This is a genomic window from Brachybacterium sp. FME24 (genome assembly GCF_014897705.1).
Taxonomy (GTDB): Bacteria; Actinomycetota; Actinomycetes; order Actinomycetales; family Dermabacteraceae; genus Brachybacterium.
This window is the reverse complement of record NZ_JABUXV010000011.1, coordinates 114,892-131,415: the sequence shown is the minus strand read 5'-3', so window position 1 is coordinate 131,415 and position 16,524 is coordinate 114,892. Positions and strand designations below refer to the sequence as shown.

Sequence of the window (16,524 nt, the reverse complement as noted above, 5' to 3'; positions counted from 1 at the left end):
GACCATCAGGGTCTCCAAGCAGCTCATGCCCGCCTTCGAGGCGGTGCCGGCCGTGACAATCGACTGGTATCGCCGCCACGAGGCCTGGTGGCGCTCGCGCAATGCCGCCACCGAAGGGAGGTTCACGAAGGCCGACCTTCCGGGTGGCGCTGCCGTGGGCAGCTTCAGCGACCGTGGGCTGGTGCCGCTGCTGACCATGGAGCGTCGACTCCACGAGATGCACGGAGAAATCTCGTCATGTGGCACAGCGTCGCGTGTCCACACTTTTTGTCGCAAAAAGTATGCTGTGGCCGATCCAGGCCTAGAGCTATACTTTTTTGTGTTGGAAAGTATGGATGGCCGCCAGAAGGGGCTAGCATGACACTTTTCGGTATCGACGCGGTGGCAGACGCCGTGGAGGCGGCTCTCCGTGCGGTCGAGAGCGGGGAGAACCCGTCCGAACGGCGGCTCTTCGACTTCAAGGAAGAGGCCGGACGGCGGGGTGGGCACGGAGAGGTGCGTCCGGGATCCCCGCACAACGAGGCAGCAGCGAAGAAGCTTGCGGAGGAAGCTGCGTGCATGGCGAACACTCCAGGGGGCGGCGCGCTCATCGTGGGGATAGCGAACGACGGTACGCCGGTCGGAGCGGATCTCGATGCCGACTGGCTGCAGGTGCGTCTCTTCCAGCTGCTGCACCAGGCATACACGACGGTCATCTATCCCGCGGAAGTGCGTGGGACACGGGTTCTGATCATCCGCTGTCCACCCGCCGTCGAGCCAATCCGATGGCAGAACAGGATTACGTGGCGCGTCGGAGATCAGTGCCAGGATGTCGACCCGGCGACGTGGCATGAGCGGCGCTCGCGCGCGTGGGGCTATGACTGGTCAGCGCAGAGCAGCGGAATCCAGCCAGTTCAGGCCCGAGCACAAGCGGTGCAGATCGCCCGGGACTTCCTGCAGAACTCCGGTGTCCCGCGAGCAGAGGATCTCGCGGGATCCTCTGACGAGGACCTGTTGCGGCGCCTGGCGGTGATCAAGGATGACGGGACCCTCACCAACGCCGGGGCGCTGCTCTTCGCGGGGCGACGAGCAGCGGCATTGGACTACATCCGGCGCCCGGGTGCCGCAGCCGACAGCGAGGAACGACTCAATGAGCCAGGTCGCTCCGTGCTCGAAGAGCTCGCGGAGATCTTCACCTCGGTGCGGGCATACAACCCGGAAGTCCATGTCGAGCAGGGCCTGGTGATCAGTCGCGTCCGAGCTCTCCCCGAACGCGCCGTGCGCGAGGCGATCGTCAACGGCATAGCCCATCGGGAGTGGGTCGATGAGGGGCCGACGACGGTGGAGCACATCGGCAGAACGCTTCGGGTGACGAGCCCGGGAGGCTTCTACGGCGGAGTCCGCAGCGACAACATCATCAACCACCCTCCGGTCTCCCGGAACAAGGATCTCAGCCAGCTGCTGGCCACGTTGCGGATCGCTGAGCGGCAGGGCGTCGGCGTGGATCGCATGTTCGCCGACATGATCCGTTACGGCCATCCGCTGCCCGTGATCGAGGAGATCGACGGGGTCGCCGTGCGCACTGTGCTCGCGGGCGAGCGACCGGACCTCGGCTGGATCGAGTGGCTCGCAGGTATCTCGCCCGATCCGCGGCGCGACCTCCGGGTCCTCATGGTCCTGCATCGCTTGTCCGTCCAGAGGTGGACGGACCCGGCCGACCTCGCTCCCGTGCTGCAGCTGACGGTCGAGGAGTCCCGACAGGCCGTGGAGCGACTGGCGGATCACCACCGCGCCGGCCACCCGGTCTGTCATGAGATCGACGGCACGCCGTCCGCGGCTCCTGTGCCTTCCATCGCGATTGACGTCGCGACGTTCGACTCCCTCACGGCTCTGCGACGGGAAGCCGGGGCAGCAGGCAGGGTTCCTTCTCGCGAACAGGTGGCCCGTGATTATGCGCGAGCTCGGGGCAGGATCAGCACGACCGAGCTGGCCAGCATCCTCGGTGCGCAACGCACGAACGTCGGCACTGTTCTGCAGGAGCTCGAGCGGCAGGGAGAACTGGCACCATCGCGGGCGAACCGTCGCGGGGCCGGTTTCTACTACCGCTACGTGGGAGATGGCGACTGAACGTCTGCGCATGAGGGCAGTGACCTCTGAGTGGCCATGTTGATTCCCGGCTCCGACGGATCCGAAGAGGCTCAGCAGCAATGGGCGAGCAGTTCGTTGAGGATGCGCTGTTCGTGCTTGTTTACGTCGTCGTCGTCGTCGGCGGCGGACGCGTCGGAGTGGGCTTGCCCCGGCAGCCCACTTGTGAACCAATGGGCGGCTGTGACCCGGCGCCGTCGCCTCGACGGTCGTCGATATCTGGGCACGCACGGTCAGAGAGCGACCTCGAAGGAGAGCGGACATGCAGACCATCGACCTGCTGGTGATCGTGGCCTATCTGGTCGCCACCGCCTGGCTCGGACTGAAGCTGAGCGGACGCCAGACCGGCCTGAAGGGCTACTTCCTGGGCGGCCGTGACCTGCCGTGGTGGGCGGTGTGCCTGTCCATCGTCGCCACCGAGACCAGCGCCCTGACCGTCATCGGCATCCCGGTGATGAGCTACCTCGGCGACATCTCCTACCTGCAGCTCGGCCTCGGCTACATCCTGGGGCGCATCGTGATCGCGTTCTTCATGCTCCCGCGCTATTACGACGGCGAGATGCTCACCGCCTACGCCTACCTCGGCAAGCGGTTCGGCAGCAGCACCCAGATGACCGCGGGGGTGACCTTCCTGTTCACCCGGCTGCTGGCCGACGGGATCCGGGTGCTCGCCGCCGCGATCCCGCTGAAGGTCATCCTCGAGGGCCTGGGCGTGGACCTCGGCTACTTCGCCATCACCGTGATCCTCGCCGTGGTCACGATCGCGTACACCTTCATCGGCGGCATCACGGCCGTGGTCTGGGTCGACGTGATCCAGATGATGCTCTACGTCGTCGGCGGGATCGCCGCGATCCTCGTGGTCGCCTCCACCACCGGGCTGGGATGGCTGGGAGATGCCGCGGACGCCGGCAAGCTGCAGCTGTTCGTGATCGGCGAGAGCCAGCTCAGCGGCGAGAACTCCTTCCTCGCCTCCCTGCTGGGCGGCGCGGTCTTCGCGATGGCCTCCCACGGGTCCGACCAGATCATCGTCCAGCGCCTGCTGGCCTGCCGTTCGAAGGTCGAGGCGCAGAAAGCGATCATCGTCTCCGGCCTGGTGGTCGTGGTGCAGTTCGCGATCTTCCTGCTGGTGGGCCTCGCCCTGTGGGGCTACTACCGCCAGGCCACCCCGCAGGATCTGGGCCTGACCCGAGACGACGAGATCTTCCCGCTGTTCATCGTCGAAGCCCTGCCCCCGGGTCTGTCCGGGCTGCTGCTGGCCGGCATCCTCGCCGCCGCGATGTCCACCCTGTCCTCGTCCCTGTCGGCGCTGTCCTCCTCGACGGTCACCGACGTGGTCGGCAAGCTGCGCAAGGAGCCGATCACGGATGCGCAGGGGCTGCGGATCGGCCGTTGGGCGACGATCTGCTGGGGCCTGGCGTTCATCGCCCCGGCGACCATCTTCCGATCCGACGAGGGCAACATCGTGGTGCTCGCCCTGGGCGTCGCCGGCATCACCTACGGCGGGCTGCTCGGCGCGTTCCTGTTCGGCATCATCAACAAGCGAGCCCGCGCACTGGACGCCAACATCGCCTTCGTGGTCGCGGTCGCCGTGAACGCCTTCTTCTTCGTCATGGAGAAGTACGTCGTGGGCGAGGTGTGGGTCGCCTGGCAGTGGTACCCGCTGCTCGGTGTGATCGTCACCTTCGTGGTGGGCGGGCTGCTGTCCCTGCGGCACCCCGATCGCATCGAGCAGGCGCAGGAGGAGACTGCCGGAAGCAGCACCCGCTGACGGGGATCGTCGGCATCGAGACGGCCCGGTGCGACGGCGGGTCTCAGCGCAGCGAGAGCAGCTGCCGCAGCCAGGGCACGTGCTCGCCGATCAGGGCGATCGTGCCGTCGCCGAGCACCAGCAGCGCGATGACCGCCAGCACGGCGGCGAGTGCGCCCTGCAGCGGGCGTCGGCGCTCGACGAACCAGTCTGCGATGCGCCGCACCAGCCGGTCCTGCTTGCCGGCGGCCGAGATGATCGTGAGGGCCACCAGCGGAGCCTGGTAGACGAGGTGCCACAGCACGAGGAGGGCGATCCGCAGCGGGAGCGACTCCTCCTGGGCGGCCATGCCCACGGCGATGGTGAAGGCGGGGTCGGCCAGAGCGGTCGCGGAGAAGGCGAGGCCCGCGGCGAGCAGCGGCCACATCGCGAGCCGGGCGGGGGAGCTGCGCCGCTGGAGTCGCCCGTGCGGGAGGGGCGGTCGGCGCGCGGCGCGCCATTGGTGCAGGGCGAAGCCGGCGAGGGCGAGGCCGGCGACCACCTCGACGCTGCCGATCGCGTCGTTCGAGTGCAGAATCGGTCGCAACCAGGTGCCGAGCACGGTGAGCAGGGGATGCAGGAGCAGGGTCACGGGGATGATCACCGCCGTGTAGCCGGCGCAGAACGCGAGCAGGTGCCGGAAGCGACCGCCCCGCAGGAGGATGCCGGTGGCGATGACGCCGCCGAGCACGTCCATGGTGAGCACGGCCAGCCCGAGGAAGGCGAGAGCGCCGGCGAAGGTCATGATCGGAGACTACGAGGCACAGATGCGCCGCACAGCGCGGTTCGCGCCCCGTCCCGGCGGGGGTTATCCCGACCGTCGGCAGCAAAGCCCCGCGGGCGCAGTGCCCCCACGAGGTCCGGACGTGGTCGAGCCCGAGGCGGCCGCTCAGCACACCGTGGCGGGGCGACCTCGGCCCGCCGCTCCTCACGCCTCGAAGACGACCTCGCCGTCCTTGATCGTGGTGAGCACTTCGATGTCCCGCAGATCCTGCGGGGCGGTGGCCAGCGGGTCCGCCGACAGGACCACCAGATCGGCGCGCATGCCTTCGCGGATCAGGCCCTTGGAGTCCTCCTCGCCGTACTGGTAGGCGGCTTCGGAGGTCACGGCGCGCAGCGCTTCCCAGGGGGTGATGCGCTGCTCGGGGCCGATCTCCTGGCCGGTGCGGCTGAGGCGGTTCACGGCCGCCCAGATGCTCAGCAGCATGTCCGGTGGGGTGACGGGCGAATCCTGGTGCAGGGTGACGCGCACACCGCGATCCAGCGCGGAGCGGGCGGGGGAGACCCGGCGGCCGCGATCGGGCCCGAAGTTCGTCAGGTGCACGTCGCCCCAGAACCAGGTGTGCACGGAGAAGATGGAGGCGATCATGCCCAGCGGTGCCATCCGCTCCAGCTGGTCATCGCGCACGGTCTGGGCATGGATCATCACTGGTCGGGCCTCCAGCAGCGCTGGGTGCTCGGCGCCGACGCGCTCGGCGGTGCTCACCCACAGTTCGGCGGCCGCGTCACCGTTGCAGTGCACGATCAGCTGGCGCCCCTGCGCCGCGACCGCCCGGGTGAACTCCTCGACCTCGTCCGGCGTGTGGATCGGGTAGGCGCAGCCAGGGTCCTCATCGCCGGGGATCGGGGCGTAGGGCTCGCTCATCCAGGCCGAGCGGGCCTGCGGGGAGCCGTCGAGGATCATCTTGTATCCGCCCAGGCGCAGGTGGCCCACGTAGTCGCCCGCGAACTCCGCGTACTCCTGGTACGGGCCGGAACCGAGCTGGACGAGGGGGTAGACGACCAGATCCACCCCGATGCCGCCGGCCCGCGCGGCAGTGGCGAGAGCGGCGATACCGCTGGGATCGGCAGCGCCCTCCTGCGCGGTGGTGATGCCGTGGCGCAGGTAGTCGGTGACGGCGAGCTGCACAGCCTGCGCGGGGTCTGCCGCACCGCCGGGGAGCAGGCCGCCGCTGCCGCTGGGGTCGAGGACTCCGGCGAACGCCGCCATCGCGGGATGCTCCTCGACGTAACCGTCGGGCGTGCCGTCGGCGCTGCGCCCGAAGCGCCCGCCGTCGGGGTCGGGGGTCCGGGCGGTCAGAGAAGCACCGTCGACGAGGAACGAGTTGCCGACGGCCACGTGCATGCTGCGGTGCAGGGCGAAGACGGGCAGGTCGGTGGCGACCTCGTCGAGGTCGTACCGGGTGGGATGACGGCCCTCGGCCAGCAGGTTCGGGTCGTACTTCGCACCGATCAGCGCGGAGCGGTCCTCGGGGTCGCGCTGGGCCAGCCGCTCGCGGAACGCGGCGACGACGTCGGCGATGCTGCTGGCGTGCTCGAGGTCCACCAGCGCGGCGAGAGCCCCATGGTGCAGCAGGTGGCCGTGGGAGTCGATGAACGAGGGCATCAGGGTGCGGCCGGCGAGATCCACCTCGGTGGCGCCGGCGCCGAGCTGCGCGCGCGCCCCGTCGAGAGCGCCGACGACAGCGATCACCCCGTCGCGGACGACCACCGCCTCGGGGGCATCGTCCTGATCGACCATCGTCAGGATGCGGCCGGAATGGTAGAGCGTCTCCACGGTGAGGGTCCTTCGAGTCGTCGGCTGGGTGCTGCCGATCGTGTCACGGGGCAGGTCGGCACCGAAGGTCAGGCCGGGGAGTGGTCGGTGTTCAGCCGACGTCACGCCGCCTGATGCCGAGCAGGCCGATGGCCGTCAGGCACACCGCGATCGCGGTCAGCGCCAGCAGCGGGCCGGCTGCGAGCTCCGCGCCCAGAAGGACCCGGGGGACATGGCTGAACGGGGACAGGGACAGGAGCGAGTAGTCGAGCCGGCCGAATTCGACCCCGAGCTCGAGAAGCAGGAAGGCCGCCAGCAGCGCCCAGGTGAGGGGCGCGGCCAGGCGCGGTGCCCAACCCCACAGCGCGATCGCGACCGCGGCGATCGACCACACGGCCGGTAGCCAGACCAGCGCCGCCACCATGGTCGCGCCCGGATCCTCCGAGGCCAGGGCCATGCCCGCCCCGCCGAGAGCCACCAGCAGGACCGGGCCGCCCACGGCGAACGCGGTATGGGCCGACGCCCACCGGACGCGGCCGGGAGCGTATGCCAGCAGCAGCTCCGCCAGCCCGCGCCGTTCCTCCCCGTACCCGCGCAGGACAGCCAGGATCGCGAAACCGGACGCCGCCTGGCTCAGGATCAGCAGCAGGAAGCTGAACAGCGCGTCGGCGCCCGTGAAGACACCGCCGAACTGCTCCGCGGACGCCCCTCCCGCCGCGAGTCCGATCAGCACGCCCAACGCCGTGTAGGCCACCGCCCAGGCCAGCAGAGTGCCCCGGTGCTCACGCCAGGCCAGGGCGAGAATGCTCCGCAGCCGCGCGGGCGCCCTCTCCCGACCCGGCGACTCGGGCAGCAGCCCCGCCGTGATGTCGCGGCGTGAGAGCACCCCGTAGGCGAGGCACATGCACGCCGCGATGACCAGGAGGAACAGTCCGAGCACCCACCATCGGTCTCCGGTGAAAGCCCGGGTCAGGCGAGCCCAGCCGAACGGGGAGAGCCAGGGCAGCCAGGACAGGCTCCCGCCCTGCACGTCGCCGATCGCACGCAGGGCGTACAGCCCGACGAGCACACCGAAGGTCAGCCCCCGGGCGGCCCCGGCGCTCGCGACGAGCTGCCCGGCCAGGGCGGCGATCGCTGCCATCGAGAAGCCGATCGCCGCAGAGGAGAGTCCGAGCACGATGCTGCCGCCGGGCGCCAGCCCGATCCCGATCAGGGCCAGTGCGAGAAGGCTCCCGGCGACCAGATCGGCGATGGCCACCACTGCCAGGACCGCCGTCAGGTGCGCGAAGCGTCCTACGCCGGTGGAGCCGAGGAGCTCGAGCCGGCCGCTCTCCTCCTCGGCGCGGGTATGGCGCAGCACGGTCAGCAGGTTGGCGAAGGAGAACACCAGGGCACTGGACAATCCTGCGCCCCACGCCACGACCCCGCCCAGGGTCGGCGCGTAGATCTGCCCGCGCATCGCGACCGTCGCCGTGTTCGTCATCGAGGTCTCGGCATAGGACCGCAGCGCCTCGGTCGTCGGGTAGAGGCTCTCCGTCGGGGAGGCGAGGCTCACCGGGATCAATACCGCGACGGCGATCCAGAGGGGCAGGATCCATCGGTCACGCCGCAGGACGAATCGAGCGAGTGAGACAGTGCCCAGGAACGGCCCGCTCATGCGGCGTCCGTCCTCTCGTGCTCGTAGTGGCGCAGGAACAGCTCCTCCATGGTGGGAGGGCGGCTGGCGAGACTGCGGACGCCGGCCTCGACCAGCGCACCGAGGACGTCGTTCAGTGCGGCCTCATCGACCTGGAGCTGCACCGCCGTTCCGGCGACGCGCAGATCGTGGACCCCGGTGATCGCCTCGAGCCCGTTCGGAGGGCTCTGCACCTCGGCGGTGACCGAGAAGCGGGTGAGGTGGCGGAGCTCGTCGAGGGTGCCGCTCTCCACCGTCGTCCCCCGCCGGATGATGGTCACCCGATCACACAGGGCCTCGACCTCGGCCAGGACGTGGCTCGACAGCAGCACGGTGCCGCCCCGGCGACTGTGCTCGGCGACGACCTCGCGGAAGACCTCCTCCATCAGGGGGTCCAGGCCGGTGGTCGGTTCGTCGAGGATCAGCAGGTCGACGTCGGAGGCGAACGCGGCGATCAGCGCCACCTTCTGCCGATTGCCCTTCGAGTAGGCCCGGCCCTTCTTGCGCGGGTCGAGGTCGAAGCGGTCGATGAGCCGCTCTCGCCGCGCCTCGTCCAGGCCGCCGCGCAGCCTGCCCAGGAGGTCGATCGTCTCCCCACCGGAGAGGTTCGGCCATAGGGCGACATCGCCGGGCACGTAGGCCAATCGGCGGTGCAGCTCGCCCGCGTCGTTCCACGGGTCGCCGCCCAGCAGCTGCAGGTGACCGGAGTCCGGGCGCATCTGCCCGAGCAGCATCCGGAGGGTGGTGGTCTTGCCGGCGCCGTTGGGCCCGAGGAAGCCGTGCACCTCACCGGAGTCCACGGAGAGGTTCAGGCCGTCGAGGGCTGTGGTGCGCCCGAAGCTCTTGCGTGCATCGCGCACATCGACCGCAACGGTCATGGTGTGCCTCCCTGTCGACGCTCATCATGGTGATCTCGCGCGCCGTCGAGGCCTTCGCGCGCGCTGTGGTGGGACGCCGGGCCGAGCAGCTCCGGATCCACGATCTGCAGAAGCGCCGCCGCGATGCGCCGCATCGACTCCGGGGTCAGCGCCGGGGCCTCGAATGCGCGGGCGATGTGCTCGTTCAGCGTGAAGACGCCGAGCCGCATCGCGACGAGCACCGCGGCCACGCCCCGAGGATCCTCCGAGTCGCCGCGCTCGACGAGACGTTCCTCGGCGGCTGCGACGAAGCCGTCGAACAGCGGCGTCATGGCCGGTGAGCCGTCCGCGAGCGCACGTCCCAGGTACCGCAGGACGGCGGGCGCCCTCCCGTAGAGCTCGCCCGTGACGGCCGGATCGGCCAGCTGGTCGAGGTCCGTGGAACGCGCGATCTGCTCCTGGATGAACTCCGCGACGTAGGCGTCGCAGGCGGCCCGCAGTCCCTCCTTGCTGCCGAAGTGATGCTGGACCACGCCCAGCGAGGTGTTCGCCCGTGCGGCGATCCCGCGCAGGGTCGTCGCGCGGTACCCGGAGCTCGCGAACTGCTCCAGGGCGGTGTGGCGGATCCTGGCGCGGGACGTCAGATCGTCAGCGGGTTCCATGACACCGCTCCAATACAGGTGACTTATTCATGGGTCATGTGTACCACGTTGCCCCTTGTGTGCGGAAGGAGGCGGCCGATCTCTTGACGGGGGAGATTGCGGCGATCACTATTGGGCATATGCCCAATGCGAACGCCCAATCCAGTGCCTCTCCGTTGACGACCAGCACCGAGCGCGGCCGAGCGGCCCGTGCCCGTCTGCTGGAAGCCGCCGCGGAGCTGATCGCGGAGATCGGCTGGAACGCGGTGACCACACGGCGTCTCGCCGACCACGCGGGGATCCGCTCGGGCCTGGTGCACTACCACTTCGAGTCCGTCCAGGCACTGCTGCGGCAGGCGGCGATGTCGCGCATCGGCGGGGTCCTCGAGGAGGCCGGCACGCGGCTCGGCGACGGGACGGACCCGGCCGAGCAGATCCTGGCTCTGCTCGATGCTTTCGACGGTGCCGACAGCGCGTCACTCCTGGTGGTCGAGACCTACCTCGCCGCCACCCGCGACCCGGTTCTCGGGGAGCAGCTGGCCGAGGAGATGGCTCGCTTCCGCAGCACGCTGGAATCGGCCCTGGCTCGCGCCGGGAACCCTGCTCCCGATGCCACGGCCCTGGTGACCCTCGCCGCGCTGGACGGGATCGCGCTCCAGAGGGGCCTGGACCCCGACCTGCCCACCTCCGCCGCTCTCGCGCTACTGCGGAAGATCATCCACCCTGACCAGGAAGGTACGCACCCATGAGAGCCCTGATCTGCGGAGCCGGCATCGCCGGGCTGACCCTCGCCGGCCGCCTGAATCACCACGGGTGGGACGTCACGCTCGTCGAACGCGCTTCCGGACCGCGCCGTCATGGCTACATGATCGACTTCTCCGGCCCGGGGTTCGACGCCGTCACCGCCATGGGTCTGGAGCCGCAGCTGCGGCAGCTGGCGAGCCCGGTGCGCGCTTTCCGGTACATCGACGATCGGGGGCGCACGACGGTCAGTCTGGACTACGACCTCTTCGTGAAGGCTCTCGACGGCCAGATCGTGAGCATCATGCGCCCGGCCCTGGAGGAGATGCTGCGGGAGGCGCTCGGCCCTGGCGTGGATCTGCGCTACGGGCTCACCATCGATCAGATCACCGAGGACACCGCGGTGCTCTCGGACGGAACGGTGATGGAGGCCGATCTGATCGTCGGCGCAGACGGCATCCACTCACGGGTCCGCTCCCAGGCGTTCGGTCCCGAGGCGGAGTTCCTGCATGATCTCCAGATGCACACCAGTGCGTTCGTGTTCGAGGACCACGACGTCTTCGAGGCGGTCCGGGGGCAGTTCGTGCTCACGGAGTCCCTCGATCGCCAGCTGGGACTGTACGGACTCGGTGAAGGGAAGGTCGCCGCGTTCACGGTGCACCGCACGGACGAGGAGATCTCGCCGGACGCCGCCCGCGACGAGGTGCGCCGAGAGTTCACCGGCCTCGGGGAGCTTGCGGACCGGGCCCTGGCCCGATGCCCTCCCTCGCGCGAGATGTACTACGACCAGGTCGCACAGATCATCCAGCCTCGCTGGACCACATCCCGCGTTTCCCTGGTGGGCGACGCGGCCCATGCGGTGTCGCTGGTCGCCGGGCAGGGCGCGTCGCTGGGAATTGCCGGAGCGTTCCTCCTGGCGGAGGTGCTCGCGACGGATGCCCCGGTGCCGGAGGCCCTGGCAGAGTACGAGCGCCGCTGGCGCCCGGTGGTGACAGGAGTTCAGGACGCGACCCGGAATCGGGTGATCGAGGTGTTCCTGCCGAGATCGGCCCGGACCCTCCTGCTGCGGCGCTGGGGCTTCCGCGCGATGAGGCTTCCCGGTCTGCACCGGGTGATGACCGGGTCCCTCTTCCCGAAGGGGTCGCGCTCGATCACCGAGCTGAGCGACATCGGGCGCGAGCAGCTGCGCAGCACCTGAGCGCAGTGACCGCGACGTGACTGCGGCCCTGCTGGAGACCTCAGCGCGTCGCGGAGTCCACGTGGGCAGAGGAATCGCGTTCGGCCGTCTCGCGCAGCGGCCACGTTCGTGCGCCGAAGGTGCGGGTGACCAGCATGATCACGAGTGCGCGGCGATCAGCGCCACCTTCATCCGATTGCTCGTCGAGTAGGCCTGCCGCGTAACCTGCCGACCGCATGGCCTTCAGGTTCCCCAGCGGCCAGATTCTTGTGGTTCGCTCCCGCCCCCTGTGGGCTGGTCTGGACGAGTCTTGGTCAACCACAAGCGGGTCGCCCGCGTGATGCGCGAGGCCGGGTTCAGCGGCTACGTCACGAAGCGCAGGCACCGCACGACAGTGCCGGAGACAGCCGACCAGGTCGTCCCCGACCTGCTGGGCCGGGACTTCACCGCCGAGGCGCCGAACCAGCGCCACGTCGGAGACATCACCTACCTGCCGCTGTCCTCGGCCAAGAGGCGTTCGTGGCCGCGGAATAGGTAGCGGTCGCCATCACCACGTTCAACCGCATCTCCATCCTCAGCGGGCACCCGGTCCGGCCGCGCGATGTCGCAGGGAAGCTAGCTCGATAACCGGTCTCGAGCGCGTTCCGCGCGCTCTGCCTGACGATCTATGCCCCCACGGTGGCGGACCAGGGAGCAGAGGCGGGCCCCTCGCATCCGCGGCATCGCTCCGTCCGGATCCCCGGACCAGACAGTCCAGCCGCCGGTGAGCCCCAGGCCTCGCGGGCGATCGCTGTGGGACACGAACCCTCCGGTGCCTGACATGTGGCCGGTCTGGCTGCTTGACCCTGTTCCCACCACACGGTGTCAGCTGACGGCGAGCCGGGCTTCAGTGCCGGTTCAGGAGGGCGACGGGAGAGAGTCGTCGGCATCGACGTGGAAGGACCTGTGCGCTTCACCGGCGACCTGACTATCGCGATCCTCCCGTTCGCTTTCACTCCGAATCCATGTCTTGTGGCGTGCCCCATATTTCGATCGAACGAGGATAAAATGACTGGAGAAATAGTGTCCGCCGACCAGGGGCGATCGACGCAGCTACCCCCAGGCGCGGATTCGATCATTATCAATGCGAAGATTTTCACCAATAATCGCGGGCAGGCCGAAGCGTCCGCTCTGGCCGTCAAGAACGGCCGCATCTACTCGGTCGGTTCCGATGCGGAAATCCTGGACCTGAAGAACTCCGAGACACAGGTCATCGACGCGCATGGCCGCACTCTTGTTCCGGGCATCATCGATGCGCACACTCACGTACTCAATGAAAGTGGCTTTAACTACATCGTGAGGTGGGACGGTGTGCCCACCCTGAGGATCGCGCTGGCCATGCTGCGCGAGCAGGCGGAGCGGACACCTGAGGGGCAATGGGTCAAAACGATCGGGGGCTGGTCCCCATACCAGTTCGAGGAGAACCGGTTCCCCACGATGGACGAGCTGCGTGCGGCCGTGCCCAACCATTCACTGATCGTGCAGTACGCCTACAACCGAGCCTTCCTGAACGAGAAGGCGATGGAAGAACTCGGTGTGGGCACCGAAAAGTTCCCCGCTCTGCCCGGAACCGAGTTCGAGAAGGACGATCAGGGAAACTACACCGGCGTGGTTCACGGGTATACGTTCACCTTCGTCGCCGTGGAGACCATGGTCCCGCAGCTTTCCTTCGATGAAGAAGTCAGTTCGCTGGTCCAGACCGTCCACGCTCTGAACCGTTTCGGCATCACCTCGGCCGTCGACGCCGGCAGCAGGGGGTACCCCGGCCCTCAGGCCACCGTGGATGTCCTCGCTCGCGACAACCGCCTCAACGTGCGGATGCCCTTCGTCGACATGCAGTTCGGCGACGGCACCCCGATGAACATGGTGGACGCGCAGATCGAAGCGATCACCCGAACAGCACCTATCAGTCCCGGTCAGAACTTGCATCCGACGCTGGATCACGGCCATGCGTACCGTGGCGCCGGCGAATTACTGCAGTTGGAAGTGCACGACCACGAGAATTTCGATCGGCCCGCGGTCATCATCGATCCCGGCCAGATGCGGCGGCACGTCAAGGAGAACGTCGTCAAGCTGGTCCGGCGTCGCATTCCCTTCCGCATGCACATCAGCTACAACGAGAACATCACGCCGTTCCTCGACGCCTTGGAGGAGATGAACGAGGAGACGCCGCTCGACGGTCTGAGGTGGAGTATCGAGCACGCCGAGACCATCACTCCCAAGAACATCGCCAGGGTGGAGAACCTCGGTGGTGGAATCGCCTTGGACTCGAAGATGGCGCTGCACGGCGACGGGTTCATCAAGACACATGGCCGCGAGAAAGCCCTGGAAACTCCGCGGCTGCGCCAGCTGGTCGACAGCGGAATCCCGCTCGCCATGACCACCGACGCTTTTCGGGCCGCCACCTTCAATCCCTGGGTCGGTGTCAGCTGGATGGTTTCCGGAAAGTCGGTCTCCGGGTCCAATGTACTCTCCCTGGGCAACCGCCTGTCCCGCGTCGAGGCGTTGAAGCTTTTTACCAGCGGCCCAGCATGGTTCATGAACACGGAATCCGAAATGGGTAAGATCGCCCCGGGAAATCTGGCGGATTTCGTGCTGTTGGACAGGGACTACTTTACTGTTCCCGAAGAGCAGATAAAGGACATCTCCGCTGTTCTGACAGTCATGGACGGGAGGGTGGTTTTCGGGGCGCAGGAGTACAGTCCTCTCGCGCCGCCGCTGCCCGATATCCTGCCCGCCTGGTCGCCCGTCAAGCACTTCGGTGGTTACTACTGGGCCGGGTAGATCAGCACTCGCGGCATCTCGGCGCGCTCGGTCTCGTGACGACGATCGTCGACTCGTTCTCTAGGGATGCTCAACGCCGCCGAGCCAGCCATCAGCTCGGCTTGACGAACATAGAAGGATCCCTAGTACTCCTGACGTCGCGTCGCTCTCACGCGTCGTGCGAGTCAGGCCGATCCTGTTCGAGGTGCTGCTGGAGGGCGCGCACGGCGCGGTGCTGCACCGGGCGGAGGCCGTGGGCGCCCAATTGGTCCAGCAGCTCGGCGCCGAGGGGGTCGAGGGACGACGTGCCCTCCGCGGTCCCCATGAGCGGTCGGATCTGCTCGACCCATTCCTCGATCAGTGCCTCGACCTCGTGGTCCGGGGTGTCGGCATCCAGGGCGTAGAAGCGCTCGGTCAGCGCGGCGGCGGCCCCTCTCATGCCCTCCGAGACGTCGAGCAGGGCGGCCAACCCTGTCACTCCCTTCTCCCCGAGGAGATGAGCGATCAGGATGAGCTGTTCGTGCTCGAACCGGGCCATGTCCTCGGGCACGCCCGGTCCGGGCTCGGCATGCCAGGCGGAGAGCTCCGGCGGCAGGTCAGGAGGGGCCCCGGTGCTGCGCAGCACGCCGATGCTGGCGCGACGGGCGGTGAGCCGTTCGATCTCGGCCGCGGCCTGGCGATCGAGCTGGTCGAGCAGCTCCTCGGCCGCCGTGGGATCGTCCAGCACCTCGGGGAGCGCGGACAGGGGGACCCCCAGCGCCGTCAGCCGCGTGATGCGCAGGACGCGCACGAGATGGCCGACGTCGTACTGCCGGTAGTCCCCGGACGTTCGCGGCGGCTCGGCCAACAACCCGATCTGGTGGTAGTGGCGCAGCGTGCGCACGGTGACGCCGGCCAGGTCGGCGAGTTCACTGCTGAGCATCGGGTATCTCCTTCGGGTCCAGGTCGCGCAGCGCACGCGAACCGATCACGGCCAGCAGGACCACGATCCACACCCCCGAGACACTGGCTCCCGCCAGCAGCGGCGAGCCGAGCTCCGCGAGCACACCTGCCAGCGCGATTCCTGCCGGCGCGGCAACTGTCAGCAGGGCCGTCTTGACGCTGAGCACTCGTCCGAGGAGAGCAGCAGGGGTGTGCTGGACCTGCAGGACACTGGTGACCGCGCCGACCACGGCGTTGCCGATTCCCAGGGCCGCCGCCCCGGCGAACACTACCGCCGGGGACAGGAGCGAGGCCATCAGAACGAATCCCACGGAGGTGACGACGAAGCCCGCCGACAGCCATGCGCGTGATGACAACCGGGCTCCGACGGCGCTGTAGACCGTCGCTCCGACCAGCATCCCGGCTGCGAGGGCGGTGAGGACGAGGCCCAGCAGCTCGGGGCGGGCGATGAGGTTGAAGTACACCGGCATCACCAGGCCCTGCAGCCCGCCGAGAGCGACGGCAAGACCCAGGACCAGGATGGTCGTGCCCAGTAGGAACCGGCTTCTTCCCACGACCAGCAGACCGTCGACGAGCTCCCGCATCAAGGGCCGACGCGTGACCTGGGAGGAGTCGACCTCCCCGAGGCGGCGCGGCAGCATCCGGGTCAGCACCGCTGCGAGCGCGGAGGTCGCCGCCGTGATCCACAGGACGGCCATGGCGTCGACGGCGGCCAGCAGCACGCCGGCGGCAGCGGGACCGATCACCAGGGCGATGGAGGTCAACGTCTGGCGCACGCCCACCACGCGCCGCAGATCCAGACCGGTGTGCCGGGCCACCATGGGAGCCAGCACCTCACGGGCCGTCATGCCGGGCACGTCGCCGAACGCTCCCAGGACGCCGAGCAGGATGAACCACACCAGGTCGAGCCCCCACAGCAGGTCCACGAGCGGCAGCGCCGCGATCGCCACGGCGGAGATGACATCCGAGACCACCGAGGCCGTGCGTCGGTTGATCCGGTCGATGATCACGCCGCTGAGGAGGCCGACCACGACGGAGGGGACCGCGGTCGCGGTGGCCAGGGCGGACATGCCCAGCGGGCTGCCGGTGGTCTGCAGAACGATCAGCGGGAGCGCCACGGAGGCGATGCCGTTGCCGAGCAGGCTGAGGAAGTGGGAGGCGTAATAGGCAAGTGCGACGAGTGGCATGTGGTCAGGGAAGACCCTGACGTCACGTCGGGGTCAAGCGCGACGAGGACCACTGG

13 protein-coding genes and 1 pseudogene are annotated in these 16,524 nt (G+C 68.6%); 7 read left to right on the top strand and 7 right to left on the bottom strand.

What is annotated here, in order from left to right; genetic code table 11:
* Positions 1-25: 25 nt before the first annotated feature.
* The 3 genes from INT51_RS13930 (at position 26) to INT51_RS13920 (ending at position 3,892) form a co-directional block, all read left to right on the top strand.
* The gene (locus INT51_RS13930) at positions 26-361 is read left to right on the top strand and encodes a hypothetical protein (RefSeq protein WP_193105928.1); all 336 of its coding nucleotides are present in this window, start codon (positions 26-28) and stop codon (positions 359-361) included.
* Complete coding sequence (locus INT51_RS13925; RefSeq protein ID WP_193105927.1) at positions 358-2,106, top strand: ATP-binding protein; 1,749 nt, start codon at positions 358-360, stop codon at positions 2,104-2,106. The genes INT51_RS13930 and INT51_RS13925 overlap by 4 nt, the downstream gene beginning before the upstream one ends.
* Before the next feature lie 280 nt (positions 2,107-2,386).
* Entirely contained in the window at positions 2,387-3,892 is a 1,506-nt protein-coding gene (locus tag INT51_RS13920; protein ID WP_193105926.1) for a sodium:solute symporter, read from the top strand.
* Positions 3,893-3,935: 43 nt separating this feature from the next.
* Here INT51_RS13920 and INT51_RS13915 read toward each other — a convergent pair whose 3' ends face one another.
* The 5 genes from INT51_RS13915 to INT51_RS13895 all read right to left on the bottom strand — a co-directional run bounded on the left by INT51_RS13915 (position 3,936) and on the right by INT51_RS13895 (position 9,640).
* Positions 3,936-4,655: a hypothetical protein gene (locus INT51_RS13915; protein WP_193105925.1), complete on the bottom strand. Its 720-nt coding sequence runs from the start codon at positions 4,653-4,655 to the stop codon at positions 3,936-3,938.
* A gap of 183 nt (positions 4,656-4,838) precedes the next feature.
* A complete protein-coding gene (locus tag INT51_RS13910; RefSeq protein ID WP_193105924.1) occupies positions 4,839-6,467 on the bottom strand; it encodes an amidohydrolase in 1,629 nt (542 codons plus the stop codon).
* Positions 6,468-6,558: 91 nt separating this feature from the next.
* Complete coding sequence (locus INT51_RS13905) at positions 6,559-8,103, bottom strand: ABC transporter permease (protein ID WP_193105923.1); 1,545 nt, start codon at positions 8,101-8,103, stop codon at positions 6,559-6,561.
* Entirely contained in the window at positions 8,100-8,999 is a 900-nt protein-coding gene (locus INT51_RS13900) for an ABC transporter ATP-binding protein (RefSeq protein WP_193105922.1), read from the bottom strand. The genes INT51_RS13905 and INT51_RS13900 overlap by 4 nt, the downstream gene beginning before the upstream one ends.
* Positions 8,996-9,640 (bottom strand): TetR/AcrR family transcriptional regulator, encoded by a 645-nt coding sequence (locus tag INT51_RS13895; protein WP_193105921.1) that lies wholly within the window; start codon positions 9,638-9,640, stop codon positions 8,996-8,998. The genes INT51_RS13900 and INT51_RS13895 overlap by 4 nt, the downstream gene beginning before the upstream one ends.
* A 119-nt stretch (positions 9,641-9,759) precedes the next feature.
* Between INT51_RS13895 and INT51_RS13890 the strand changes: the two genes are divergently transcribed.
* The 4 genes and pseudogenes from INT51_RS13890 (at position 9,760) to INT51_RS13870 (ending at position 14,360) form a co-directional block, all read left to right on the top strand.
* Entirely contained in the window at positions 9,760-10,368 is a 609-nt protein-coding gene (locus INT51_RS13890) for a TetR/AcrR family transcriptional regulator (RefSeq protein ID WP_193105920.1), read from the top strand.
* Entirely contained in the window at positions 10,365-11,558 is a 1,194-nt protein-coding gene (locus INT51_RS13885; protein WP_193105919.1) for an FAD-dependent monooxygenase, read from the top strand. Before INT51_RS13890 ends, INT51_RS13885 begins: the two co-directional genes overlap by 4 nt.
* 292 nt (positions 11,559-11,850) lie before the next feature.
* Positions 11,851-12,039: pseudogene (locus INT51_RS13875) on the top strand (IS3 family transposase); the annotation flags it as partial.
* Positions 12,040-12,599: 560 nt separating this feature from the next.
* Positions 12,600-14,360, top strand: coding sequence for an amidohydrolase (locus INT51_RS13870; RefSeq protein WP_304502195.1), 1,761 nt, complete (start codon positions 12,600-12,602; stop codon positions 14,358-14,360).
* A 148-nt stretch (positions 14,361-14,508) separates the two neighbouring features.
* Here the strand turns inward: INT51_RS13870 and INT51_RS13865 are convergent, their stop codons facing one another.
* Together INT51_RS13865 and INT51_RS13860 are read right to left on the bottom strand one after the other, a co-directional pair.
* Positions 14,509-15,261, bottom strand: coding sequence for a MerR family transcriptional regulator (locus tag INT51_RS13865; protein WP_193105918.1), 753 nt, complete (start codon positions 15,259-15,261; stop codon positions 14,509-14,511).
* Complete coding sequence (locus tag INT51_RS13860) at positions 15,248-16,468, bottom strand: MFS transporter (protein ID WP_193105917.1); 1,221 nt, start codon at positions 16,466-16,468, stop codon at positions 15,248-15,250. Before INT51_RS13860 ends, INT51_RS13865 begins: the two co-directional genes overlap by 14 nt.
* Positions 16,469-16,524: the final 56 nt, after the last annotated feature.